Source organism: Pseudomonas sp. DWRC2-2, from assembly GCF_049897885.1.
Lineage (GTDB): Bacteria > Pseudomonadota > Gammaproteobacteria > Pseudomonadales > Pseudomonadaceae > Aquipseudomonas > Aquipseudomonas azotoformans_A.
In genome coordinates this window covers 164,385-188,035 of record NZ_JAFCXD010000006.1, presented here as the reverse complement: position 1 = coordinate 188,035, position 23,651 = coordinate 164,385, and the positions used below count along the sequence as shown (strand labels likewise).

The following is a 23,651-nucleotide window of genomic DNA, read 5'->3' as shown; positions in this document are numbered from 1 at the left end:
AAACCACCCGCTTGCGGAGAACAATAACAATGCCTGAACACACCGCTCACACCGCCCGACGCGACTACAGCCTCACCGGCCCCGAAGCCGCCCGCGCGGCTGAAAGGGGCCTGGTCTCGGCCAGTTGGTACCAGTCGCCGATCTCGCGCAAACGCATGAAAGAACTGATGCAGCGCCGCGACGGCCCGGCTTTGCTCGACACCGCCATCTGGCTGATCGCGCTATTGGCCAGCGGTTTCGGCGGCTACTGGTTCTGGGGCACCTGGGCCTGTGTGCCGTTCTTCATCGCCTACGGCGTGCTGTACGGCACTGCGTCCAACCCACGTTGGCACGAAACCGGCCACGGCACCGCGTTCAAGACGCGCTGGATGAACGATGGGTTGTATCAGGTCGCCAGCTTCATGTGCATCTTCGAACCCCACGTGTGGCGCTGGAGCCATGCCCGTCACCACACCGACACCATCGTGGTCGGCCGCGACCCGGAGATCGTCGAGCCGCGTCCGCCGAGCCTGTTGATGATGTTTCTGAGCCTGTTCAACCTGCCCCTGGCCTGGAAAACCTTCAGCGGTGTGGCGCGGCATGCCATCGGCAAGATGAGTGCCCAGGAGGCGGATTTCATCCCCGAGTCCGAATGGCCCAAGGTGTTTCGTGCGGCGCGGATCTGGGTCGGCATTTATGCCGTGGTGATTGGCACCGCGTTGTACCTGCACAGCTGGTTGCCGCTGATGCTGGTTGGCCTGCCGAGCCTCTACGGTGCCTGGCTCGGCTATATCTTCGGCCTTACCCAGCATGTGGGCCTGGCCGAAGACGTGCTGGACCACCGTAGCAACTGCCGCACCATCTACATGAACCGCGTGCTGCGCTTTATCTACATGGACATGAACTACCACCTCGAACACCACATGTACCCGATGGTGCCGTACCACGCCCTTGCGCAACTGCACGAAGAGATCCGCAGCGACTGTCCGCCGCCGTACGCCAACCTGTTCGAGGCGTACAAGGAAATCCTGCCGACGATCTGGAGGCAGCGTAGCGATCCGACCTATTTCATCCAGCGCCCGATTCACCTGAACACTCACCCGGCTGCCTCTGCACCGGTGCATGCAGAAACCGCTGCTGGCTGATCCCCACCCAAGAACAAGAGAAAACACCATGAACGATCAATGGATCGACGTCTGCGCCGTGGGCGAAATCGACGAAGAAGACGTGCTGCGCTTCGACCACGGCCCGCACACCTACGCGCTGTACCGCTCCGCCGAGAATGAATTCTTCGCCACCGCCGGCCTGTGCACCCACGAGAAAATCCACCTCGCCGACGGCCTGGTGATGGACCACGTGATCGAATGCCCCAAGCACAACGGGCGCTTCGACTACCGCACCGGCAAGGCCCTCGGCGCGCCGGTGTGCGTCAACCTCAAGACCTACCCGGTGCGGGTCGAAGCGGGGCGGGTGTTGCTCGCGGTCACGGCCTGATGATGAACGCTCCGTTGATTATCGTCGGGGCCGGTCATGCCGGTGGCCGGGCGGCGCTGACCTTGCGCGAAGAAGGTTATACCGGGCGCTTGATTCTGATAGGCGATGAACTGCACTTGCCCTATGAGCGGCCGCCGTTGTCCAAAGGCCTGTTACAGGGCACGGCAGTGCTGGCCGGCTACAGCTTGTGCGACAGTGCGCGAATGGCCGAGCTGGACATCGAGCACATTGCCGGTAACCCGGTGACTCGACTGGAGCCGCAGACACATCGCCTGCAACTCGCCGATGGCCAATGGTTGCCCTACGCCGGTCTGCTGTTGGCCACGGGCGGCCGGGCGCGGCGTTTGCCCCACGCGCAAGCCAACGTGCTTTACCTGCGTACCCACGATGAAGCGCTAGCGTTGCGCAGCGCCTTACGCCCCGGCACACGGCTGGTAGTGGTGGGCGGTGGTTTTATCGGCCTGGAAGTCGCGGCGACCGCACGTGGCCTGGGCTGTGAAGTGACGGTGCTGGAAGCCGGGCCGCGCCTGGCGGGGCGTGTGCTGCCGCCGGTGATCTCCCAGGCGCTGCTGGATCTGCATCGCGAGCACGGTGTGCAGGTGCGTTTGAATGTGGCGCTGGAATCCATCCAGGCCGACGCCGTGCTGTTGGTGGATGGGCACCGCTTGCCCTGTGACCTGATTGTGGTCGGCATCGGCATGCAACCCAATCTCGAACTGGCGGCGGCAGCAGGGCTGGAGGTGGGGCAGGGCATTCGTGTTGACGCGTACCTACGCACCAGCGCGCCGAACATCTATGCCGCCGGTGATGTGTGTGAGTTCCACCTTGACGGTCTCTATCAGCGCCAGGAAACCTGGCGCAATGCCGAAGCCCAGGGCCGGCATGCCGCGCTGAACCTGCTGGGGCGCGAAGTGCCGTTCGAGGCGCTGCCCGGTTTCTGGTCCGATCAGTTCGACTGGGGCTTGCAGACTGTCGGCGTGATCACACCGACAGTGGTCAACCGCCCATTACCGAGCGGCGGCCTGTTGCAGTTCTACCTCAATGCCGATCAGCACTTGCAAGGCGCGTGTGGCTGGGCGCCGGGCAACAGCGTGGCCAAAGACATCAAGCTTTGCGAGCGCCTGATCAGCGCGCGGATTGCGCTCGATACCGCCAGCCTGGCCAACCCCGAGCTGTCCCTCAAACTCCTGCTGCGAGGCTGATATGCGCCAATTTCTGGTGTTCCAATCCCTGTGGGCGATGCAGACCGAACCCGGCTGTCTCGACACCCAGCTCGACCGCATCCAGGCCGCCGGTTTTGACGGCATTACCGATCATTACTGGCAACCTGCCGATGTCGCCCGTTTGCACGCGGCGGCTAGCTCAAGAGGCTTGCAGATCGAGGGCCAGTTGTTTCCGCAATCGGTGGATGACCTGGCCGCCGCACTGGATGTGATCAGTCGCTACGGCTGCCACCACCTCACCCTGCAAGCCGACGTACGCCCGCGCACCCAAGCCGAGGCGGCCCGGTTGATCGAAGGCTGGCAACGCCTGGCCGAGCAGGTGGACTTTCCGGTGTTGCTGGAAACCCACCGTTATCGCCTCACCAACGACCTGCTGTTCACCCTCGACCTGCTGGCGCAAATGCCGGATTTGAAGCTGCTGGCCGACCTGTCCCACTACGTGGTCGGGCGTGAACTGCCCGAACCGGGCGCGCCGGAAGACGACAAACATATCCGCACGATTTTGCGCCACAGCTGGGGGTTTCACGGTCGTGTCGCCAGCAGCGAGCAGGTGCAAGTCTCCCTGGACTTTCCCCAGCACCAAGCCTGGGTACAGCGTTTTACCCAGTGGTGGCGCTACGGGATTGAGGACTGGCTGGCCCGGCCCGACACGCCGCAGAGCCTGTCCTTCACCTGCGAACTGGGCCCGCCGCCCTATGCGATCACCGGCGCGGACGGGCGTGAGATCAGTAATCGCTGGGCCGAAGCGCTGAAAATGCAGGCGTTGATTCGCGAGGTATGGCGCAGCAGTCAGGCATGATCAGCTCAACAGCCCGGTGCTGACCGCCACAATCAGGAAGATCCCCAGCAACGCGCGATAGATCACGAACGGCCAGGTGGAGAACCGCTCCAGGAACTTCATCAGGCCCCAGATCGCAAAAAACGCCGAGAGGCTCGCGACCACCAGGCCGAACAGCAAATGCGGCCAGGCATGGGCCGGCATGTCGGCGTGCAGCAGCACCCACAGTTCCTTCAGGCCGGCGAGGGCGATGGCGGGCAAGCCGAGCAGGAAGGAGAACCGCGCGGCTTCCTCACGCTTGAAGTTGAGGAACAGCGCGGCGGTCAGCGTAGAACCGGACCGCGAAACCCCTGGAATCAGCGCACCGATCTGCGCAATGCCCACGATCAGCGCATCCCGCAGGCGCATCTCGCTCACTTCGCGGGTGTGGCGTGCGCGCACTTCGGCCACCGCCAGCAGCACGGCCATGACCACGCAGGAAATACCGATCACCATCAACCCGCGCAATGGCGAGTTGCAGGCGTTCAGGGTCGAAGACAGCGCCAGGCCGGCGATGCCGATGGGGAGGGTCGCCAGCACAATCGCCACCGCCAGCTTGAACCAGCGGTCGTTGTAGTCACCCCGGCGCACCGCACCAATGCTGCCGGTGGTCACCTGGCGCACATCCCGCCAGAAGTAACTGACCACCGCCGCCAGCGCCGCCAACTGCATGGCCGCCGAGAATGCCGAGCCGGGGTCCTGCCAGCCGAGCAGGGCGGGGACTACACGCATATGGGCGGTGGATGACACCGGCAGCAGCTCGGTAATGCCCTGGATAACGCCCAGGATGAAGATCTGCAGGTAATCCAGGGAGGCAAAACCCATGTCCAGGCCGGCGGTACAGGCGTTTGTCAAAATACGTGTCCTTGAAAGAGAGCGGCAATTTCGCGGAGTTTATTCGAAATGTTTCAGGGTTTCGGCCGAGGCAACACCTATTTGCAATCGGTTCAGCAAGTAGAAAGGTTGGCCGCTCTCTTGGCCTGCCCACCGGTTTTGTGAACAATGGCGCCCTGTGTTTTTTCACCGAGAGTCTCATGCCCGAAGTCACCGTCGAATTGATCCAGACCGGCCCGGAGCACGCCGAGCTGATCCGCAATCTTTACCAGTACTACGCCTATGAATCCTCTGACTGGGAACAGGAAGATGTCGAGGCCGATGGCCGTTTCTACATCCATGACGAACACCTGGTCCGTTACTGGGAGGACCCGCAATGGAGCGCCAACCTGCTGTTGGTGGATGGTTATATCGCGGGCTTTCTGTTGATCGAAGGCAGCGAGCTGCCGGGCATCCACGCCTTGGAGCTGGCCGACTTGTTCGTCCTCAAACGTTACCGCCGCAAAGGCATCGGCCGCGCCATCGCCAGCCAGGTGCTGTGCAGTGGCGAGGCTGATTGGCTGGTGCGCTTCTATGATCAGGACGAAGTGTCCCAAGCGTTCTGGCGCACGGTGCTGGATAACCTGCCGCGTCCGGTGCAGACGATTGAGCTGGAGGATGACCCGCAGCTGCTGAGTTACCTGATTACGCGGGCGGCGCTGCATTAAACGCCTGCTGCATCACCTGCGGCGGCTGCCCGAACGCCCTTAAGAACGCCTGGCGCATGCGCTCGCGATCACCAAAACCGGTTTCGCGGGCGACCACCTCGACCGGGTGGCGACTGGTTTCCATCATCGCCCGCGCCGCCTCTACCCGCAGCGACTCGATGGCCTTGGCCGGTGTTTGCCCGGTCTCTTCGCGGAATACCCGGCTGAACTGGCGCGGGCTGAGGCGGGCGACATCGGCCAGCGCATCTACCGACAAGTCGTGGGTCAGGTTCTCACGGGCATAGGCCAGGGCCAGTTGCACGCGGTCCGACTTGGGGTCCAGCTCCAACAGCGCCGACAACTGCGATTGTTCACTGCCCCGGCGTTGGGCTATCACCAGTTTGCGCGCTATGCGCCGGGCCAGGTCGCTGCCCAGGTCGTTTTCCACCATGGCCAACGCCAGGTCCACCCCGGCACTCATGCCGGCGCCGGTCCACACCTGGCCGTCCACCACGAACAGCTTGTCTTCTTCCAAGTGAATGTGCGGATAGCGCTTGCGAAAGGCTGGCGCGTGAATCCAGTGGGTGGTGGTGCGCTTGCCTTCCAGCAAGCCTGCTTCGGCCAGCACGAAGATGTCCATGCACAAAGAGGCGACACGCCGCGACTGGGCGGAGGCGGCCTTGACCAGTTCCAGCAGGTTGGCCTCCGGCAGGCGGAATTCCAGGTAGCCGCTGACGATAAGGGTGTCGTAGCCCTCCGGCCGGATCGGCGTGGTGTTCACCGAAAAGCCCTGGGACGTCATCACCGCGCCGCCGCTCTCGGACACCAGGTGAAACTCATAGGCCGGCTCGCCACGCAACAGGTTCGCGCACTCGAATACCGAGCCCAGGCTGAGACTCAAGGACTGGAAGTTCGGGTAAACCATCAGCGCAACGCTGTGCATCGCATGTCTCCGGGTGGGGGGAGCAGGGATTGTCGGCGGCTGCCGGGAAAACGGCAACCGACTTTGGCGCATGTCCGAAATCCTTGCGGATCTGACATTGTGCGGGTTTGCCCAGGCTCCTAACATTCACTCAACGAACTAGACGACTGGTCTAATCCGATGAGCAGCGAAACTAAAACAGTACGCCAGAGCATTCTTGACACGGCGCAATTGATTGTTGGCCGCAAAGGTTTTTCTGCGGTGGGCCTGAACGAAATACTGCAAACCGCCGAAGTACCCAAAGGTTCGTTTTATCACTACTTCACCTCCAAAGATGCGTTTGGCGTTGTATTGCTCGACCACTACTTCGACAACTACGTGCACGGCATGCAGCAACTGTTCGAGCAGCCGGGTTTAACCCAGCACGCCAAGTTGATGCGTTACTGGCAGTGCTGGATTGATAACCAGACCGGCTGCACCGACGCGGGCAAATGCCTTGCCGTCAAACTCGGTGCGGAGGTGTCAGACCTTTCAGAGCCGATGCGCCTGGCCCTGCAACGTGGCACTGCACGCACCATCGGGTTGCTGGCCGAGGCCTTGCAGCAGGGCGTCGTAGACGGCTCGGTAGTGATTACGCAGCACCCGGACAGCCTGGCCCAGCGCCTGTATGCGTTGTGGTTGGGGACCAGCGTCATGAGCAAGATCACCCGTACTACGGCGCCTTTTGATGAGGCGTTGGGGTTGACCCGGCAGTTGTTGGGTCAGTCGGAAGAAACTGACATTCACACCTATCGAGGCACTGGAAAATGAAAGTATTAATGGTACTGACCTCTCACGACCAGCTTGGCGATACCGGCCGCAAGACCGGCTTCTGGCTCGAAGAGTTTGCCGCACCCTATTACGCGTTCAAGGACGCCGGCGCCGAGATCGTACTGGCTTCACCGGCCGGCGGCCAGCCGCCGCTGGACCCGGTGAGTGACCAGCCGGACTTCCAGACCGAACAGACTCAGCGCTTTGCCGCCGATCCTGCCGCCCAGCAAGCCCTGGCGACCACGGTGAAACTGGATTCGGTCAACGCCGACGATTTCGACACCGTGTTCTACCCCGGCGGCCACGGCCCGCTGTGGGACCTGGCCGAATCGCCGGTGTCGATCGCCCTGATCGAGTCCTTCGAGCGTGCTGGCAAACCGATCGGCTTTGTCTGCCACGCACCGGGCGCTTTGCGTCACGTCAAGGCGGTCAATGGGGAGCCGCTGGTCAAGGGCCGTCGCGTCACCGGGTTCTCCAACTCGGAAGAGGCGGCGGTGGAGTTGACCGATGTGGTGCCGTTTCTGGTGGAAGATGAATTCAAGAAGCTGGGCGGCCTTTATGAAAAAGGCGCTGACTGGCAATCCTTTGTCATTACCGATGGCTTATTGGTTACCGGGCAAAATCCTGGCAGTTCCAGTGATGTCGCTAAAGCCCTGCTGAAACTGACCGCTTAATTAAATAAACCGCTGAATTCATTGGCGACTTTTATAAGTCGCCAATGCTTTAGCACGTCCAGAATTTGGAAATCCTTAAATGACTGACAATGTTTTAAGTACCCCAGTAAAACTGGGTCACCATATGCTGAACAACCGTGTTGTCTTGCCACCGTTGACGCGCCAGCGCAGCGCCCAACCAGGTGATATTGCGACCGACTTGATGGCCGAGTATTACCGCCAGCGGGCCAGTGCCGGTTTCATGGTCAGCGAAGGCACGCAGATCGAGCCGCGTGGCCAAGGCTATGCCTGGACACCGGGCATCTACACCCCGGCGCAGATCGATGGCTGGCGCAAGGTCACCGACGCGGTGCATGCCGAGGGCGGGGTGATCTTTGCCCAGTTGTGGCATGTCGGCCGGGTGTCCCATAACGCTTTGCAGCCTGAAGGGGCGGCGCCGGTTGCACCGTCGGCCCTGCGGGCCCTGCAAGCCAAAGCCTTTATCGAAACCGCGCCGGGCGAGGGTGAGTTGAAACAGCCGCCGGTGCCACGTGCGTTGGTCACGCAAGAGGTCAAGGACTTGGTTGGGCATTATGCCCAGGCGGCACGCAATGCGCTGGATGCGGGGTTTGACGGGGTGGAAATCCATTCGGCCAATGGCTACCTGGTGAACCAGTTCATCTCGGCCCACGCCAATCAGCGTGACGATGAGTACGGTGGTTCGTTGGAAAACCGCCTGCGTTTTCTGCGCGAGATCGTCGAAGCAGTGAGCGCGGTGGTCGGGCCGGAACGCCTGGGCGTGCGCTTCTCGCCGTTGTTCAGCGGCACCGATCAGGACCGTGTGTACATCGGCCTGGTGGAAGACGACCCGCACCACACCTACATCGAAGCCATCAAGGTGCTCGAAGCGTCGGGCATCGCCTACGTCTCCATCGCCGAAGCCGACTGGGACAACGCGCCCGACCTGCCTGAAACGTTCCGCCGTGCCGTGCGCGAGACGTTCAGCGGGCGGATCATCTACGCCGGCCGCTACACCGCTGAGCGCGGTGCGCGGTGGGTAGAGGCCGGGCTGGCGGACTTGATCGCGTTCGGGCGGCCGTTCATCGCCAACCCGGATCTGCCGCAGCGTTTGTTCAATGGGTGGCCGTTGAATCCGCTGCGGGTTGAAGGGATGTACGGCGGTGGTGCTGAGGGCTATATCGATTACCCGGTTTACGCCGAATAATCAGGCAACCCGCAATACAATCTTGCCAATATGATCCCCACCTTCCATCCGCGCATGCGCCTGATCGGCCTGGGTGTAATCGAACACCTGGTCGATCATCGGCAGGCAGCGCCCGGCTGACAGCACTGGCCATACATGCTCGCGCAGTTGGTCGGTGATTGCGGCTTTTTCGTCCTTGGTCCGTGCGCGCAGCAGCGAACCGGTGACGATTGCGCGTTTGCCAAGAATGGTCAGCAAGTCCACCTCATTGGCCTTGGCACCGCCGAGGAACCCCAGCATCACCAGGCGGCCGTCCATCGCCAACGCCTTGAGGTTGTTGTTGAGGTAGGAGGCACCCATGATGTCGAGGATCACATTCACGCCTTGATCACCGATCACCTGGGCGAAATCCTGTTCGCGATAATTGATCGCTTCTGCGCCAAGCGCACGGATGGCCGCACATTTTTCTTCGCTGCCGGCAGTGGCAAATGCCTGGATGCCGAACTCGCGGCACAGCATCAGCGCGGTAGTGCCGATACCACTGGTGCCGCCGTGGATCAGCACACGCTGGCCCTTGTGGGCGCCGCCGATGCCGAACAGGTTGGCCCATACGGTAAAAAAGGTTTCCGGGATGGCCGCCGCTTGAATCCAGTCCATGCCTTCGGGAACCGGCAACGCCTGGCTGGCGGGCACTGCGCAGTATTGGGCGTAGCCACCGCCATTGGTGAGGGCGCACACCTTGTCACCGACGGCGTACTCGGTCACGTCATCGCCTAGAGCCACCACTTCACCTGCCACTTCCAGGCCGGGGATCGGGCTCATGCCGGGTTTCATCGGGTACTTGCCGGCGCGCTGCAAGGCGTCCGGGCGGTTGACGCCGGCGGCATGCACGCGGATCAGGATTTCACCAGTTGCCGGGGAGGGCAACGGCACCTGGCGCGGCTTGAGCACCTCGGGGCCGCCAGGGGTGGTGATTTCAATCAGGGTCATTTCGGTAGGCAGGGGCATTTTGCGGGTCCTGTGGCGGTGAGCGTATGAAGTGGGACCACGGTGCGCGACGGTTGATTCAAATGAAACCGTGCAGCAGGGTCATCTTGGATATTTCCATGGTCGACAGGATAGCAACGTCGCATGATGCAATAATGCTGCGATTCAGCAGCACATAAATGCATATATGCAGCAGTGGAGGACGCAATGAACTGGGACGATGCACGGGTGTTCCTGGCGGTGTGCCGGGAGTCCACATTGCGCGGCGCCGCACGGATATTGGGCGTGGATCAGGCCACCGTAGGCCGACGGGTCAATGCCCTGGAAAAGTCCTTGGGCGCCACCTTGTTCCTGCGCACGTCCGAGGGCTACGCGCTGACGGCCGTGGGCGAGGCTGCGTTGCTGTCGGTGGAGAAAATGGAGCGTTCAGCCCTTGACCTTGAGCGCCAGGTTCAAGGCCTGGATGAACGTTTAACCGGCACCGTGCGCGTCAGCACCACCGATTCCCTGGCCATCGACTTCCTGATTCCGTCCATCGCTCGCCTGCACGACAAACACCCCGACGTGCGCGTGCAACTGGACGCTTCCACCCAAATGCTCAGCCTGGCCAAGCGCGAGGCCGACATCGCTGTGCGCAACCAGCGTCCGGATAACCCCGACCTGATCGCCCGTCGCATCGCCCGTTGGCCGGTGGGGCTGTTTGCCTCCCAGGATTACATTGACCGCCACGGCGTGCCCGAACCGGGCAACCTGTTCGAGGGACATGACTTGGTGGTCTACCAGCCGCATCTGCAAAGCAAGAAAGAGCTGACCCTGGTTTCCGAGCCTCTGGGCCGAGGGCGCATTGTTGCTGCCTTGAGTTCCAGTTTGCTGGTGCGCCGCTCGATCGCTGCCGGCATCGGCATAGGCGAAATCCCGGTGTGCACGGGTGAGCGTGACGGGCTGGTGCGCCTGTGGCCCGAGCGCTCCCGGCCACTGCCGTACGACGTGTGGCTGGTGACCCACGCCGACCTGCGCCACACCGCACGGGTGCGGGTGGTGATTGATGAAATCGTCGCGGCGTTTGCCGGCGTCGGAGCGTGAGGTCAGCACAGACTTGCAAGCGTGAGGGCGCCTCGGACGACACAATCGACGTTTATGTCGACCGACCGAGAGTACGCATGAACGAATCAAAATGTCAGGACTTGGGGCTGCTGTTTCTACGGGTCAGCGGAGCGCTGTTCCTGTTGTGGGTACATGGTTTGCCCAAGCTGCTGAGTTACAACGAGCAGTTGAAGCTGATCGAAGATCCGTTTCATCTGGGCGCTTCGGCCACGCTGATGCTGGCGATATTTGCTGAAGTGCTGTGCCCGCTGCTGATCATTGCCGGCGTGCTGGTGCGTCTGGCGTGCCTGCCGATCCTGTCTGCGCTGCTGATTGCCTTGCTGGTGGTGCACCCGGAGTGGACGCTGTTCGAGGCGCAGTTCGGCTGGCTGCTGTTGATCATTTTCACCACGGTGCTGATCAGCGGGCCAGGGCGTCTGGTACTGACTCAGCGTTTCTCTTGAGCAAAAAAGGGCCGGGCAAGCCCGGCCAAATAAGGAGAGGAGGGTTGGGGTGTTTCAGCGGTTCAGGAACGCCAGCAGGTCTTCATTCAACTGCTGCGCATGGGTCACGGCAAACCCGTGGGGGGCGTCCTTGTAGACTTTCAACTCGGCACCCTTGATCGAGGCAGCGGCCACTTTGCCGGTGGTCTCGAACGGTACGATCTGGTCGCCGTCACCATGGATGACCAGGGTCGGCACGTCGATCTTGCTCATGTCGGGGCGGAAGTCGGTTTCGGAGAACACAGTGACGCAATCCACCGTCGACTTGAGCGACGCCAGCAGCGCCACTTGCAAGGTCTGGGTCAGCACACCTTCGGAGACTACCTGGCCTTTGTTGGTACCGTAGAACGGCGCGTTGAAATCGCTGATGAATTGCGCGCGGTCTTTCAGCAGGCCTGCCTTGATGCCGTCGAACACGTCGCTGGGCACACCTTGCGGGTAGTCTGGCTTCTGACCAAACAGCGGCGTCACCGCGCCCAGCAACACCAGGCCGGCCACGCGTGCGCTGCCATAGCGTGCGATATAGCGCGCGACGTCGCCGCCACCCATGGAAAAGCCCACCAGGGTCACGTCATTGAGGTCCAGGTGCTCGATCAGTTGGGCGATATCGTCGGCGAAGGTGTCGTAGTCGTTGCCAGTCCACGGCTGGTCCGAACGCCCGAAGCCACGGCGGTCGAACGCGAGGGTGCGAAAGCCACGACTGCTCAGGTATTCCATCTGGTACTCCCACATGTCGGCATCCAGCGGCCAGCCATGGCTGAACAACACGGGCTTACCGCTGCCCCAGTCCTTGAAGTAGATCTGGGTACCGTCTTTGGCAACGAATGTGCTCATGGAAAACTCCTGGGAGGGGGAAAGAGAATGCTAGTTCACTATTGCGTTAAACCGGACGAAGGGCTTGTACGCCTGTGCTCGGTTTGGGTCCAGAGCTCAGGCCGAGAGGTGCTCGTACAGAATCATCGCACCTACCAGCATCAGCACCACACCCCCGACCATCTCTGCCCGTTTGCCCACCACGGTGCCCAGCACTCGCCCAAGCATCATGCCGAGGGTCACCATGGTCATGGTCGCCAGGCCGATCGCCGCCGCTGCCACCAGAATATTCACGTCGACAAACGCCAGGCCCACGCCTACCGCCAGTGCATCGATGCTGGTGGCGAACGCCGTCACGGCGAGGATCATGAAGGAATGCTGGGTCCGCTTCTCGGCCTCTTCATCATCGGCTTTCAACCCGTTCCAGATCATATGCAACCCCAGCCCGACCAGCAGGGTGAAGGCGATCCAGTGATCCCAGTTTTCCACCCAGCGGGTGGCGGCGTGGCCGATGGCCCAGCCGATCATCGGCGTGATGGCTTCGATCACACCAAAGATCAGGCCGGCGCGCAGGGCTTCGGTAAGACGGGGTTTGTGCAGGCTGGAGCCTTTGCCGATGGCCGCTGCAAAGGCGTCGGTCGACATGGCCAGGGCCAGGAGGATCAGGGAAATGGGGTTCACGGTCAGGCTTCCAGTCGGGCTATGGGACACAACGACACCGCCATGCGCCCGACTTCAGGCATGGGATGTCGCTGGTCTCACCAACCGAAAAGACGGTGTTCGCACCACGGCAGGTTGCCGAATATGTTGATACGAACGCTTCCAACAGGGTCAGAAGCCGGTTACTCCCCAACGAGGAGGGCGATCATAGGCGGGCAGATATGAAAATTCCGTCAAAGCCTTCAAGGCCGCTGCGGCTTGACCGACGTGCCAAAGGTATTGCCCATGCGCACGCTGGTCGCAGCCGGGGTGGACAACCCCACTGCATTCGGCGGCCGTTTTTTCACGGGGATGTTTTGGGCTTCGCGGTTTTTCTTCGCCGCCTTGGTCGCATGGGTATCGTTGCCCATCTGCTGGCTGAGGCAGCCATAGTCGGGCGCCTTGTAGCCATCCACGCTGACTTCGGCGCACGTGCCGGCGGCGTTTTCGGCGTGGGCGAGTACGGGCAGGGCAGCGCACAGCAACAGGCTGGCGAGGGTCGGTAACAGTTTCATCGGGCCTCCTGGCAGGCCCTGAGGAGTGGGCCGGTTAGGCTTGAAAGTGTAGTGCAGCGGGCTTCTCGTCACCGTGATGTTTTTTTTGCTATCACCGTAACATCAGGTTCATAAACTGGCCTCAGGATGACGGTTTTCTAGGGCGCGTCGGCCGTGCAGCGATGCAGAGCAGGGGGTGAACAGGGAGTCTGGAGGCGCGTCATGTGCGCCCTGGTCTTGCTGTTGCTGCTGGCCGGCGGTTGTATGGCGCAGACAGAGTCACCGCTGCTGTCGTTGAACCTGCCGGCGCAAGACCTTGAACACGCACTGCAAGCCTACAGCCGCGCCACCGGGATGGCGGTGCTGGTGGACCGCGAGTTGACGCGGGGCCGGCGCTCCATCGGGGTACGCGGGCGCTTTACGGCGCAAGAGGCACTGGCAATGTTGCTGACAGGGAGTGGCCTGATGGCACGTTATGCACGCAGCGATGCGTTTACCTTGCAGACCCCGCAGGTCAGCCAACCACCGCCCACAAAGGGGGCGGCGGCACGCAGCGCCGCGCGGATCAACAACAGCTACGCGACGGCACTGCAGCAAGCCATCGAGACCAGCCTGTGCCGCTCGCCGCTGACCCGGCCCGGCAGCTTCCGGGCCTTGGTGCAGGTGTGGGTCAACCCGGACGGAGTGATTGAACACAGTCGGTTGGTCAGCTCCACCGGCGATGAACAACGCGATGAAGCACTGGTACGCAGCCTGAGCGCGGCCCGGGTCCAACGCCCGGCACCGAGCTCACTGCGCCAACCGGTGACTTTACTTTTGATGCCTGACACAACAGGAATGCGCATGGAATGCACAGCAGCGAAAGGAGCCTGGGGCGGATGAAAAATACCGGGCACAGTGCGATGGTCAGCTTGTTCCTGGCCTCCTACGAAGACTTCAAGGTGCGTTTGCGCAAGCGCCTGGGCTCGGAAGACCTGGCCAACGACGTGCTGCACGAAACCTACTTGCGGGTCGACCGCATGGACGTGCCGCCCAACCTGCAACAACCCAACGCCTACCTCTACCGCATGGCCCTGAACATCGCCGCCGACCGCCGCCAGGCCGACGCGCGCCTGCTCACCGGCAGCGAAGTGGAAGAACTGCTGCAAAGCGCCGACGAAGCCCAGGACCCGTCGCGGGTGGTGGGCGGCCAGAAAGAAATCCAGTCCCTGGTCAAAGCGCTCTACGAACTGCCGGCCCGTCGCCGCAAAATCCTCATCGCCGCCCGCCTGGAAGAGGCGCCGCACCTGGAAATATCCCAGCGGTTCGGCATCTCCACGCGCATGGTCGAGAAGGAAATCAAGGCCGCCCTGGGCCACTGTGCCAAGCGCCTCGAAAGAAAAGTGATTCAGCGGTTCGGTCCCGGGGCCGGAAAACCGTCTTAGTGTCGAGTCCCTGATAAATCCGTGAGTACGTGCGCGCTTGAATATTTTCAGCTTCCCCACCGCCCGGCCATCCGCCGCCAGCCCCCTGCACGCTGAAGCCCGCGACTGGCTGCTCCTGCTGACCTCGGGCCGCGCCACCGTGGCCGATGCCAAGGCGCTCAAAGCCTGGTGCGCGCAGAGCCCGGAACATGCGCAGGCATTCGAGCAGGCCAAGGTGCTGTGGCAGCAACTCACACCGGCCCTCGACCAGGTGGCGCAACCGCGCAGCTTTGGTCGGCGCGCGTTTTTGGGCGGCGCGATTGCCGCTTCGGCAGCCGTGGTGATGGTGCGCGTCGGCGTGCCGGGCGGCTTTGCCGGACTCACGGCGGACTATCGCACCGAAGTCGGTGAGCAACGCCAAGTGCTGTTGAGCGAAGGGATCAGCCTGGAACTCAACACCCAGACGCGCATCAGTCGGGTCGGGCAGGGCATTGAACTGGTCGAAGGTGAGGTCGAAGTGATCGCCCATGTTGCCCAACCGCTCAAGGTCCAGGCCGGTGATGGTTGGGTGAGCGCGGCGCAGGCACGCTTCAACGTGCGCAACACCGACCACAACGTGTGCGTGACCTGTATCGAGGGCTCGCTCTCAGTGGATATCGCCGGACGCAGTGTGCGCCTGGACGGCGGTCGGCAACTGACCTACGGCATTGCTGGCGTCAGTGAAGTGACTACGGTAGACACCCAGGCGGTCGTGGCCTGGCGTGAACAGATACTGGTGTTCAACAACGCCACGCTGGCGACGGTGGTGGACGAAATCAACCGCTACCGGCCGGGCATGCTGTTACTGCTCAACAAAGAGTTGGGCCAGCGCCGGGTGCAGGCGCGGTTCAGTTTGCAGCAGTTGGCGGGCGTGGCGTTGTTGATTCGCGATGCGTATGGGGCCAAGTGCACGGAGTTGCCGGGTGGGGTGGTGTTGTTGAGTTAATTCAAAGACCTCAACGGCCCTAACACCTGCCGGTACTTTTCCACGCCCTGAGGCGTCTGCCGCACCAGGCTGATTTCCAGTCCCAGCGGATCCTCCCGACGATTACCGCTCAATTGTCGCCATCCCTTGTCTGCGTCCCACACTCGCACCTGCAGGTCACTCACCCCCGTCAACACCACCACCCCATCCTTGGCTGCGGGCAGTGGATATCGGTCCCGTGCCGGCGCGGCGGCGCGGTACAGCGAGTCGCCCTTGAGCCACCAGCGCACGCGTTGCAGCCCATCCCCGGCCATCGGGGCGCTGCGGATCACGTCCAGCCTGAAGCCCTTGCTGTCGGAGCTGCGTACGGTCACGGCGGCCAACCCTTCGGTTTTGGGCGTCTGGTCTTGCGCCCTATCGGTTGCAACCAGCTCCACACTGGCGCGCAAGCTGATGTCGCGCTGCATCTGGTTCAGCGCCCGCAGCAACACCTCGGTCTGCTCGCTGCTCGCCTGCAAATGCTGATCGGCGCGCGTCACACTGTCCAGCCCGCGCCAGGCGATCAGGCTGACCACCGCCATGAGCATGATCGCCACCATCACTTCGATCAGGGTGAAGCCTTGCTGGGATCTGTTCATGGTTGACTCACCACGCGCATCAAACCCGCAGCGTCGCGTTGCAGGCTGAGGCTGTGCTGCCCATCGGACAGCACCACCCTCAGCGGCGGGTTGATCCACTCGGCATTGAGTACCAGGGTTTGCCGGGGTTCGAGGGTGATCTGCATGGGCGTGCTTTCCCAGAGGCGCGGGCGCAGTTGGGTGTCGCCCTGGAAGGACTCCACACTCGTCCCGTCATCGCTGCGGCGGATGAAGCGAAAGCCCTTGGCATCCGCACGCCAAGTGATGGGGCGACCGTCGGCGTGGGCTTCGGCCTGGGCCACCTGCAGCAACTGGCTCAGGCGCTCGGCGTCTTTGCGCAGCAGGTGCAGCGGGTCGGGTTTGATCGTGAGGCTGATGGCGGCACTGGCGATGCCGATGATCACCAGCACCACCATCAGCTCGATCAGGGTGAAACCTTGCTGTTTCATCGCGGGCTTCCTGGAGAACTGGGGAGTCTGTGAAATAAAAGCGTGCGAATTGATCTGTAGGCTGGTGCGACGGACAAACAGGAGGTCCTCCCCATGGCATTTGCCCCTCGTTTCACCCTGGCCCACGGCGTGCAGGCGCTGGGGGTGCTGGCCGCCCTGGCGGGCGTGGCGGTATGGACGCCGCTGCTGCTGACCACGGCAGAATCCCACACGCCCCAAGCCACGCCCCAGGCACTGGCGGCGCGCAGCGATAACCCGGCGCTGCAATGGTTTTCCAATGCGCCGACGGCGCTGCAAGTCAAAGTCACTGGCGTGTTGGCAGGCGCCCGTGGTGCGGTGGCGATCCTGAGTCTCAACGACGGCCCGCCGCGCAGCTTTCTAGTGGGTGAACGCCTTAGCCCCGGCGTGCGGCTGACCGCCATCCAGGGTGACGGTGTGGAAATCGAACGCGGTGGCGAAAAGCTGCGCGTCAACCTCGACAAGTTGCCGGACGGCCCAGCGTTGCCGCTGCTCACTCGGCCATGACCTGGGTGTCCAGGCGCGCCAGGGGCGGCGCTTCGCGGCTGGCGTCGAGCACCTGCAGGTTGACCTGAAACAGGCGGCCATCGGCGTTGATGGTCTGCTCGCAACGTAATTTCAGGCGGCCTTGATCACACTCGAAGGTCTTCTTGCCAGCCCGCAAATGCCCCTCCAGACGCAATTCCGCCAGGCGGCTCTGTGCCGCCAGCAACGCGATGGATTTACCCCGCAGCAAGCCGTTGCTCTGAGTCATCAGGCCCGCCACGCGCACGGCGGCGGCCATGGCCACGGCAATGATCGCCAGCGCCACCAGCACCTCGATCAGGGTAAAACCTTGCTCCTTGCGACGGCCGTACATGGCGCTCTCAAAGCCGGGAAACAGGCCCGCAGACTAGCGCCGGCAGTTGACCGATTGGCGACTGAAACTCCCGAGGATTTTCAATACGACTGACATGTGTTCTTGCAACACTGCGGCTCGAATTGCACTCAAGCCAAGGAATGTCGAGATGGATATCGCGCGCCTAACGTCCCCATTGCCAGGCCCTCGCGGGCAGCGTGGTTTCACCTTGATCGAGATCATGGTGGTGGTGGTCATCCTCGGGATCCTGGCCGCCATGGTGGTGCCCAAGGTGCTGGACCGGCCGGACCAGGCACGTGCCACGGCGGCCAAGCAGGACATTGGTGGGTTGATGCAGGCGCTGAAACTCTATCGCCTCGACCACGGTTCCTACCCCAGCATGAACCAGGGATTGAAAGTGCTGGTGGAGCGCCCGGCGGACGCGAAGAACAGCAACTGGCGCGCCTACCTGGAACGGTTGCCCAACGACCCATGGGGCAACCCTTATCACTACCTCAACCCAGGCGCCAATGGTGAGGTTGACGTCTTCTCCCTCGGTGCCGACGGCCAGCCGGATGGCGAGGGTGTGAATGCCGATATCGGCTCCTGGCAGCTGTAAGGCCCAGCATGAAACGGTACTCGCCCCCAGCGGCGAAGCAGCGCGGCATGGCGATTATCAGCGCCTTGCTGATCGCAGCGGTGGTCGCCGTGTTGGCCGGCGCCATGCTCACGCGCCAGACCGTGTTCACCCGTGGTCTGGAAGCCGAGCAACTGCGCATTCAGGGGCAATGGTTGTTGCAGGGTGGCCTTGAACGCAGCCGGCAGATGCTCTGGGACGCACGTCAGAAGGACGTATTGACCCGCCTTGACCAGGCTTGGGCCCGCGCCCAACGTGGCGACTTCGAGGGCCGGATCGAGGATGAACAGGGCAAGTTCAACTTGCGCAACCTGGTCAATCGCCAGCAGGTGGACGCCGAGCAGTTGCAGAGCTTCGAGCGGCTGTGCCGGTTGATCGGCGTCGACCCTACGGTGAGCCGGCGTATCAGCCAACGGGTGATTGCTTCTTATGAACCGCCCGCCAAATACCCGATGCTGCGCAACCTGGATGACCTGAGCGGCATCGAAGGCCTCGACCCCATCGTATTGCAGCGCATGCATGCCTATATCAGCGTGTTGCCCGGCCCTACGTGGGTCAATGGCAACACTGCCAGCGCCGAAGTGCTCAGCGCGGTGGTGCCACAGCTCAGCCTGTCCCAGGCCCATGGGCTGGTGACCGAGCGTGATAGCGGGCAGTGGTTCATCAACCGCGGGGATTTCGTCAACCGCCTGCGTTTGCCTCAGGTGGACGTGGAGTCGGTGCAGGTGGGCATTACCAGTGAGTGGTTCCGTGTGCAGGGCCAGGCGCGGCGTGAACAGCGGCGGGTGACGATCGATGCCTTGTTGCATCGTCCTGAAGACCGTCAGCCGCGCGTGATCTGGTCGCGGGTGGGCGTATGAAACGCCTGCGCATCGGCTTGCCGCCGCTGGATCAATTGACCGCCGACAGCCAGGTCAGATTTGCCTGGCTGGAGCGTGGCGCAATCATTGAAGAAGGGTATGGAAGCCTGGTGCAGTTGGCTAAATCCCGCCAGGCGATGGACTGTTTCCTGCACCCCCGCGACAGCCTGCTCACCAGCCTGGAGCTGCCCCCGCTACCCGCTGCGAAAACGGCGGCGGCCGTGGCCTGCGCGGCGCAGGCGCTGATCCTCGGCCCGGTGGAACAGATGCAGGTGGCCCACGGCCCGTGCGAAAGCGATGGGCGCGTGCAAGTCGCGTGGGTGCCCAGGGCCGGGTTGGAGCGGCTTGCGCAACTGCCACTCAAGCTGCGCGGGCTTTACCCGGCGCCCTTTGCCTTGCCGGTGGGGGCTGCGGCGTTGGATGACGGCTATCTGTTGACACGTGACAGCCTGCAACAAGGCACGGTGCACCCGCTCGGCTTGCAGGCGCTGGAGCGGCCACTGGTTGAAGCGGCGCAGCGTTGGAGTGGCACGGTACCCACGTGGAGCTTGCACGGCCGTCTCAGTCAACCCTCAACGGCTGGATGGGGTCGGGCGCTCGCCGGTGTCGCGCTTGCCACCGCCATCTGGACCCTTGGCCTCAACCTGTATGCCGCACGTCAGGTGGAGGAGGGCCAACGCCTTAAAGCGTTGATGAGCCAACAGGTGCGCCAGGCGTTTCCCGAGTTGCCGGTGGTGCTCAACCCCTTGCAGCAAGCCCGCCAGCAATTGGCCGCTCGCCAGACCGGTGCGGCCGCCGATCCCGGCCAACGCTTTACCAGCCTTCTGCAACTGGCCGGCAGCAACCTGCCATTTATGGTCGGCAGCGTCGACAACCTGAGCTTTGAACAGGGCAGCTTGCACATTGAACTGCTCGCCGACAGCCGTAACCCGGCCGCCGAGGGTGAATGGCAGGCGGCGCTGGCGCAGGCCGGGTTTACCGCCAGTCGCAATGAGCAGGCCTGGACGATTGCCCCGACCCAGCCCGCAGAAAAGCCAGGAGCCGGCGATGAATAAAGTGCAGCGACTGCGCAGCCAGGCCCAGGTGTTCTGGAGTGGCCTGGCCTTGCGTGAAAAACGCCTGTTAGGCGGTGCCGGGCTGGTGCTGGCAAGCCTGCTGACCTGGCTGGTGCTGGTGCAGCCCGCGCTGAAGAAGATCGATTACTGGCAGGCCGAAACCCCCAAGTTGCGCGCCCAGGCCGCAGCCTTGCAGGTGCTGTTGCAGGACGTCGCCGCGCCCAGGCAAGGCGACGAAAGCACGTTGCGCCAGACCTTGGATAGCGCAGGTCTGCAAGGCCATTACCAGTTGCAGGCGCTGGAGCCCACGGGGTGGCGGCTGACCTTCGATAACGCCCCGGCCGATGCCGTGGTGGGGTGGCTGCTGGGCAATGCCCGTTCGTTTTTCCTGGAGGTGTCCGAGGCGCGATTGCAACGCAGCCTCGACACCGTCGACAACTCGGCCGGCACTGTGTCCGGGACCGTTCGCATGGATCAGGCGCTTGGCGCTAAGGAAGCTTCATGAAGTGGTCAGTTCCCCCGTTTCGCCTGGTCGCGCCGTTGCTGGTGCTGGCCCTGAGCGCATGCAGCAGCCAGCAGGCCACCAAGCCGTTGCTGGTAGACAGCGAACTCGGCCAACCGCTTGCCGATACGCTTAGCAACGGCGAGACCTTGCAGGATCGCCTGCGCGAACCGGCCCCCAAAGCCCCCGTGCAACACCGGGTCACCCACAGCGCACGCGGCCACGCCCCGGCGGTGGTCAAGGCACGCAACCCATTGGGTGACCAGCCGGTTCAGCTCAACTTCGTCGACGCCGATATCCAGGCGGTGGTGCGCGCGCTGTCCCGCGCCACCGGCCAGCAATTTCTGGTGGACCCGCGTGTGAAGGGCAACCTCACCCTGGTCAGCGAAGGCCAGGTGCCGGCGCACCAGGCCTACGACATGCTGCTGGCGGCGCTGCGCATGCAGGGCTTCAGCGTGGTTGACGTTGGCGGCGTGGCCCAGGTGGTGCCCGAAGCCGATGCCAAATTACTCGGCGGCCCGATCTACAGCGCCGGCAGCAGTGGCATGCAGACGCGCACCTTCCGCCTGCAATATGAAAACGCGGTGAACCTGATCCCGGTGCTGCGCCCCATCGTATCGCCGAACAACCCGATCAACGCCTACCCCGGCAACAACAGCATCGTTATTACCGACTACGCGGAAAACCTCGCGCGTGTGGCGCAGATCATCAACGGCATCGACACCCCCAGCGCCATCGACACCGACGTGGTGATGGTGCAGAACGGCATCGCCGTGGACATCGCCGCCATGGTTTCCGAACTGCTGGAAACCCAAGGCGCCGACCAGACCCAGAAGATCAACGTGATCGGCGACCCGCGTTCCAACTCGATCATCATCCGCTCCGGCAGCCCGGAGCGCACCGAGCTGGCGCGTAACCTGATCTACAAACTCGACAACGCCCAGAGCAACCCCAGCAACATGCACGTGGTGTACCTGCGCAACGCCCAGGCGGGCAAGTTGGCCCAGTCGCTGCGTGGGTTGCTGACCGGCGAAAGCGATTCCGGCGTCAGCGACGATGCCCGTGGCAAGCTCAGCGCCATGGGCGGCAATGGCAAGAACACCCAAGGCGCGAGCAACGCGCAAAACAGCAGCGGTACCCCTACCGGCAGTGGTGTGCAATCTGGTTATGGGCAGTCCACGGGTTCAACGGCTAACACCAACGGTACCGCTAATGATCAAGACACCGCGTTCAGCGCCGGCGGCGTGACCATCCAGGCCGACGCCACCACCAACACCTTGCTGATTTCTGCGCCGGATCCGCTGTACCGCAACCTGCGTGAAGTGATCGACATGCTCGACCAGCGCCGCGCCCAGGTGGTGATCGAAAGCCTGATCGTAGAAGTCGGTGAAGACGATGCCACCGAGTTTGGCGTGCAGTGGCAAGCCGGGAACCTCGGTGGCAAGGGCGGGTTTGGTGGCGTGAACCTCGGCGGCAGCGGCGTGAACAGCACGCCGACCAGCAAGACCAGTATCGACGTATTGCCCAAGGGCCTGAATGTGGGGCTGGTCAATGGCACCGTGGATATTCCCGGTATCGGCAAGGTGCTCGACCTCAAGGTGTTGGCGCGTGCGTTGAAGAGCAAGGGTGGCACCAACATTCTGTCCACGCCTAACCTGCTGACCCTGGACAACGAAGCGGCGAGCATTTTTGTGGGGCAGACGATTCCGTTTGTCACCGGCAGTTATGTGACTGGCGGAGGGGGCACCAGCAACAACCCGTTCCAGACGGTGCAGCGTGAGGAGGTGGGGCTGAAGTTGAATGTGCGGCCGCAGATTTCCGAAGGCGGTACGGTGAAGCTGGATATCTACCAGGAGGTGAGTACGGTGGATGCGCGGGCTTCGGTGGAGGCCGGGACGGTGACCAACAAGCGGGCGATCGATACCAGTATTTTGCTGGATGACGGGCAGATCATGGTGCTCGGTGGGTTGCTGCAGGATGGGTATAGCCAGAGTAATGATGCGGTGCCGTGGTTGTCGGATATTCCGGGGTTGGGGGCGTTGTTCAGGAATGAAAAGCGCAGTGTGAACAAGACCAATCTGATGGTGTTTTTGCGGCCTTACATTATCCGGGACAGTGGGGCGGGGCGCAGTATTACGTTGAATCGGTATGAGTTTATGCGGCGGGCGCAAGGGGGGTTGCAGCCGGAGCATAGTTGGGCGATGCCGGATGTGCAGGCGCCGCAGTTGCCTTCGGTGGAGAAGGCGATTCCCGGGGATGGGCCGAGGGCGGTGATTCGGGCGGTGCCGAAGTGATCGCCGTGTACATATCCGTTTCTTCGGTAACGGCCGCTTATGGTTCCGCTCTTACAGCGGGTCACTTTTGGAAAGGCCCAAAAGTAACCAAGAGGCCTTCGCCCCACCACTCGGCACCTCGCCTAGGCTCGGTGTGCCCGAACGAAGGCTTGAATCCGTGGGCCGCCGCAATGGGCCATCCATGGCCCAGTGCGGCTAACCCGGCGTCCTGCCGGGTTACCCACGGATTCAAGCCTGCGTTCGGCCAGCGTGGTTTTACGGGGCGCCGAAGATCAAAAGCCAAAGCCAAAGCAAAAGCAGAGCGCGGCGGCCTTGGAGCCGACCGGTTTCTGATTGTCGACCCCGGTCAAATGTGGGAGCTGGCTTGCCTGCGAATGTATCGCCTGGGTCTATCTAATTCACCAAGGTGCCTGTATCGCCGGCAAGCCAGCTCCCACAGAAAAGCAATCAGCGATGCACAAAAAACTGCCTTTGCTCCACACCACTCAAGCCGGCTGTCAGGCCGCTGTGCTTTTGCTTTTGATTTTGATCTTAGGCGCCCCGTCAAACACGCTGGCCGGAATTCGACAGGGATTTGGGGGGTAAACCGGCAGGGATGCCGGTTTAGCCGCCCCGCGCCATGGACGGCGCGTGGCGGCGGCCCCCCAAATCACTGTCGGATTACGGGCATACCGAGCCTAGGCGAGGTACCGAGTGTTGGGGCAAGAGCCCTTTGGTTACTTTGGGGCTTTTCCAAAGTGACCCGCTGTAAGAGCGGAACCAATAGCCGCCGTTACTCAAAAAACGGATATG

Annotated in this window: 28 protein-coding genes; 19 read left to right on the top strand and 9 right to left on the bottom strand. The window is 62.6% G+C overall.

The features are described from left to right. Nucleotides 1–29: 29 nt before the first annotated feature. The 4 genes from ACP7EW_RS24700 to ACP7EW_RS24685 are packed head-to-tail and all read left to right on the top strand — an operon-like array spanning nt 30 to nt 3,495. Complete coding sequence (locus ACP7EW_RS24700) at nt 30–1,124, top strand: fatty acid desaturase family protein (protein ID WP_426220522.1); 1,095 nt, start codon at nt 30–32, stop codon at nt 1,122–1,124. 28 nt (nt 1,125–1,152) lie between these two features. Further along, the gene (locus ACP7EW_RS24695) at nt 1,153–1,473 is read left to right on the top strand and encodes a MocE family 2Fe-2S type ferredoxin (protein ID WP_028619741.1); all 321 of its coding nucleotides are present in this window, start codon (nt 1,153–1,155) and stop codon (nt 1,471–1,473) included. A 2-nt stretch (nt 1,474–1,475) separates the two neighbouring features. Beyond that, nucleotides 1,476–2,675: an NAD(P)/FAD-dependent oxidoreductase gene (locus tag ACP7EW_RS24690; RefSeq protein WP_426220898.1), complete on the top strand. Its 1,200-nt coding sequence runs from the start codon at nt 1,476–1,478 to the stop codon at nt 2,673–2,675. Between the two features lies 1 nt (nt 2,676). Further along, nucleotides 2,677–3,495, top strand: coding sequence for a sugar phosphate isomerase/epimerase family protein (locus ACP7EW_RS24685; protein WP_426220520.1), 819 nt, complete (start codon nt 2,677–2,679; stop codon nt 3,493–3,495). Here ACP7EW_RS24685 and ACP7EW_RS24680 read toward each other — a convergent pair whose 3' ends face one another. Continuing rightward, a complete protein-coding gene (locus ACP7EW_RS24680) occupies nt 3,496–4,368 on the bottom strand; it encodes an undecaprenyl-diphosphate phosphatase (RefSeq protein WP_426220518.1) in 873 nt (290 codons plus the stop codon). Nucleotides 4,369–4,547: 179 nt separating this feature from the next. Between ACP7EW_RS24680 and ACP7EW_RS24675 the strand changes: the two genes are divergently transcribed. Beyond that, nucleotides 4,548–5,054 carry a GNAT family N-acetyltransferase gene (locus ACP7EW_RS24675; protein ID WP_426220516.1) on the top strand — a complete coding sequence of 169 codons (507 nt, stop codon included), beginning with the start codon at nt 4,548–4,550 and terminating at the stop codon, nt 5,052–5,054. On the opposite strand, the gene ACP7EW_RS24670 is transcribed toward ACP7EW_RS24675, so the two are convergent. After that, complete coding sequence (locus ACP7EW_RS24670; RefSeq protein WP_426220514.1) at nt 5,032–5,976, bottom strand: GlxA family transcriptional regulator; 945 nt, start codon at nt 5,974–5,976, stop codon at nt 5,032–5,034. The two genes, ACP7EW_RS24675 and ACP7EW_RS24670, sit on opposite strands and share 23 nt — an antisense overlap. 159 nt (nt 5,977–6,135) lie before the next feature. Between ACP7EW_RS24670 and ACP7EW_RS24665 the strand changes: the two genes are divergently transcribed. From ACP7EW_RS24665 to ACP7EW_RS24655, 3 genes are all read left to right on the top strand, one after another. Continuing rightward, the gene (locus tag ACP7EW_RS24665; protein WP_426220512.1) at nt 6,136–6,765 is read left to right on the top strand and encodes a TetR/AcrR family transcriptional regulator; all 630 of its coding nucleotides are present in this window, start codon (nt 6,136–6,138) and stop codon (nt 6,763–6,765) included. Next, entirely contained in the window at nt 6,762–7,439 is a 678-nt protein-coding gene (locus ACP7EW_RS24660; RefSeq protein WP_016980125.1) for a type 1 glutamine amidotransferase domain-containing protein, read from the top strand. Before ACP7EW_RS24665 ends, ACP7EW_RS24660 begins: the two co-directional genes overlap by 4 nt. Nucleotides 7,440–7,518: 79 nt before the next feature. Next, the gene (locus ACP7EW_RS24655) at nt 7,519–8,643 is read left to right on the top strand and encodes an alkene reductase (protein ID WP_426220510.1); all 1,125 of its coding nucleotides are present in this window, start codon (nt 7,519–7,521) and stop codon (nt 8,641–8,643) included. Here the strand turns inward: ACP7EW_RS24655 and ACP7EW_RS24650 are convergent, their stop codons facing one another. Further along, a complete protein-coding gene (locus ACP7EW_RS24650; protein WP_426220508.1) occupies nt 8,644–9,630 on the bottom strand; it encodes an NAD(P)H-quinone oxidoreductase in 987 nt (328 codons plus the stop codon). Between the two features lie 186 nt (nt 9,631–9,816). On the opposite strand from ACP7EW_RS24650, the gene ACP7EW_RS24645 reads away from it, so the two are divergent. After that, complete coding sequence (locus tag ACP7EW_RS24645; protein ID WP_426220506.1) at nt 9,817–10,692, top strand: LysR family transcriptional regulator; 876 nt, start codon at nt 9,817–9,819, stop codon at nt 10,690–10,692. A gap of 77 nt (nt 10,693–10,769) precedes the next feature. Then, on the top strand, nt 10,770–11,156 hold the full coding sequence (locus tag ACP7EW_RS24640) for a DoxX family protein (RefSeq protein ID WP_426220504.1): 387 nt from the start codon (nt 10,770–10,772) through the stop codon (nt 11,154–11,156). Nucleotides 11,157–11,210: 54 nt separating this feature from the next. On the opposite strand, the gene ACP7EW_RS24635 is transcribed toward ACP7EW_RS24640, so the two are convergent. The 3 genes from ACP7EW_RS24635 to ACP7EW_RS24625 form a co-directional block, all read right to left on the bottom strand. Then, nucleotides 11,211–12,029 carry an alpha/beta fold hydrolase gene (locus ACP7EW_RS24635; protein WP_426220501.1) on the bottom strand — a complete coding sequence of 273 codons (819 nt, stop codon included), beginning with the start codon at nt 12,027–12,029 and terminating at the stop codon, nt 11,211–11,213. Between the two features lie 96 nt (nt 12,030–12,125). Next, nucleotides 12,126–12,689 (bottom strand): manganese efflux pump MntP, encoded by a 564-nt coding sequence (gene mntP / locus ACP7EW_RS24630; RefSeq protein ID WP_426220499.1) that lies wholly within the window; start codon nt 12,687–12,689, stop codon nt 12,126–12,128. Between the two features lie 221 nt (nt 12,690–12,910). After that, nucleotides 12,911–13,222 (bottom strand): hypothetical protein, encoded by a 312-nt coding sequence (locus tag ACP7EW_RS24625; RefSeq protein ID WP_426220497.1) that lies wholly within the window; start codon nt 13,220–13,222, stop codon nt 12,911–12,913. 201 nt (nt 13,223–13,423) lie between these two features. Between ACP7EW_RS24625 and ACP7EW_RS24620 the strand changes: the two genes are divergently transcribed. Genes ACP7EW_RS24620 through ACP7EW_RS24610 form a run of 3 tightly spaced genes read left to right on the top strand, consistent with a single transcriptional unit; the run spans nt 13,424 to nt 15,589 of the window. Next, a complete protein-coding gene (locus ACP7EW_RS24620) occupies nt 13,424–14,083 on the top strand; it encodes a TonB family protein (protein ID WP_426220495.1) in 660 nt (219 codons plus the stop codon). Next, nucleotides 14,080–14,625 (top strand): RNA polymerase sigma factor, encoded by a 546-nt coding sequence (locus tag ACP7EW_RS24615; RefSeq protein ID WP_038841783.1) that lies wholly within the window; start codon nt 14,080–14,082, stop codon nt 14,623–14,625. The genes ACP7EW_RS24620 and ACP7EW_RS24615 overlap by 4 nt, the downstream gene beginning before the upstream one ends. A 37-nt stretch (nt 14,626–14,662) precedes the next feature. Continuing rightward, complete coding sequence (locus ACP7EW_RS24610) at nt 14,663–15,589, top strand: FecR family protein (protein ID WP_426220493.1); 927 nt, start codon at nt 14,663–14,665, stop codon at nt 15,587–15,589. On the opposite strand, the gene ACP7EW_RS24605 is transcribed toward ACP7EW_RS24610, so the two are convergent. Together ACP7EW_RS24605 and gspH are read right to left on the bottom strand one after the other, a co-directional pair. Beyond that, on the bottom strand, nt 15,586–16,206 hold the full coding sequence (locus tag ACP7EW_RS24605; protein ID WP_426220491.1) for a type II secretion system protein GspJ: 621 nt from the start codon (nt 16,204–16,206) through the stop codon (nt 15,586–15,588). The genes ACP7EW_RS24610 and ACP7EW_RS24605 overlap by 4 nt on opposite strands. Further along, nucleotides 16,203–16,655, bottom strand: a complete 453-nt coding sequence (gene gspH / locus ACP7EW_RS24600; RefSeq protein WP_426220489.1) for a type II secretion system minor pseudopilin GspH — start codon at nt 16,653–16,655, stop codon at nt 16,203–16,205. The genes ACP7EW_RS24605 and gspH overlap by 4 nt, the downstream gene beginning before the upstream one ends. A 93-nt stretch (nt 16,656–16,748) precedes the next feature. Here gspH and ACP7EW_RS24595 point away from each other — a divergent pair, with 93 nt between their 5' ends. Continuing rightward, complete coding sequence (locus tag ACP7EW_RS24595; protein ID WP_033901549.1) at nt 16,749–17,180, top strand: type II secretion system protein N; 432 nt, start codon at nt 16,749–16,751, stop codon at nt 17,178–17,180. Here ACP7EW_RS24595 and gspI read toward each other — a convergent pair. Continuing rightward, the gene (gspI, locus tag ACP7EW_RS24590) at nt 17,167–17,532 is read right to left on the bottom strand and encodes a type II secretion system minor pseudopilin GspI (protein ID WP_426220487.1); all 366 of its coding nucleotides are present in this window, start codon (nt 17,530–17,532) and stop codon (nt 17,167–17,169) included. The genes ACP7EW_RS24595 and gspI overlap by 14 nt on opposite strands. Nucleotides 17,533–17,680: 148 nt before the next feature. Between gspI and gspG the strand changes: the two genes are divergently transcribed. The 5 genes from gspG to gspD are packed head-to-tail and all read left to right on the top strand — an operon-like array spanning nt 17,681 to nt 22,859. Further along, on the top strand, nt 17,681–18,130 hold the full coding sequence (gene gspG / locus ACP7EW_RS24585) for a type II secretion system major pseudopilin GspG (protein WP_016980111.1): 450 nt from the start codon (nt 17,681–17,683) through the stop codon (nt 18,128–18,130). Between the two features lie 8 nt (nt 18,131–18,138). Further along, entirely contained in the window at nt 18,139–19,008 is an 870-nt protein-coding gene (gene gspK / locus ACP7EW_RS24580; RefSeq protein ID WP_426220484.1) for a type II secretion system minor pseudopilin GspK, read from the top strand. Beyond that, nucleotides 19,005–20,063 carry a type II secretion system protein GspL gene (gene gspL, locus ACP7EW_RS24575; protein ID WP_426220482.1) on the top strand — a complete coding sequence of 353 codons (1,059 nt, stop codon included), beginning with the start codon at nt 19,005–19,007 and terminating at the stop codon, nt 20,061–20,063. Before gspK ends, gspL begins: the two co-directional genes overlap by 4 nt. Beyond that, nucleotides 20,056–20,568 carry a type II secretion system protein GspM gene (gene gspM, locus ACP7EW_RS24570; protein ID WP_426220480.1) on the top strand — a complete coding sequence of 171 codons (513 nt, stop codon included), beginning with the start codon at nt 20,056–20,058 and terminating at the stop codon, nt 20,566–20,568. The genes gspL and gspM overlap by 8 nt, the downstream gene beginning before the upstream one ends. Next, entirely contained in the window at nt 20,565–22,859 is a 2,295-nt protein-coding gene (gspD, locus tag ACP7EW_RS24565) for a type II secretion system secretin GspD (RefSeq protein WP_426220478.1), read from the top strand. Before gspM ends, gspD begins: the two co-directional genes overlap by 4 nt. Nucleotides 22,860–23,651: the final 792 nt, after the last annotated feature.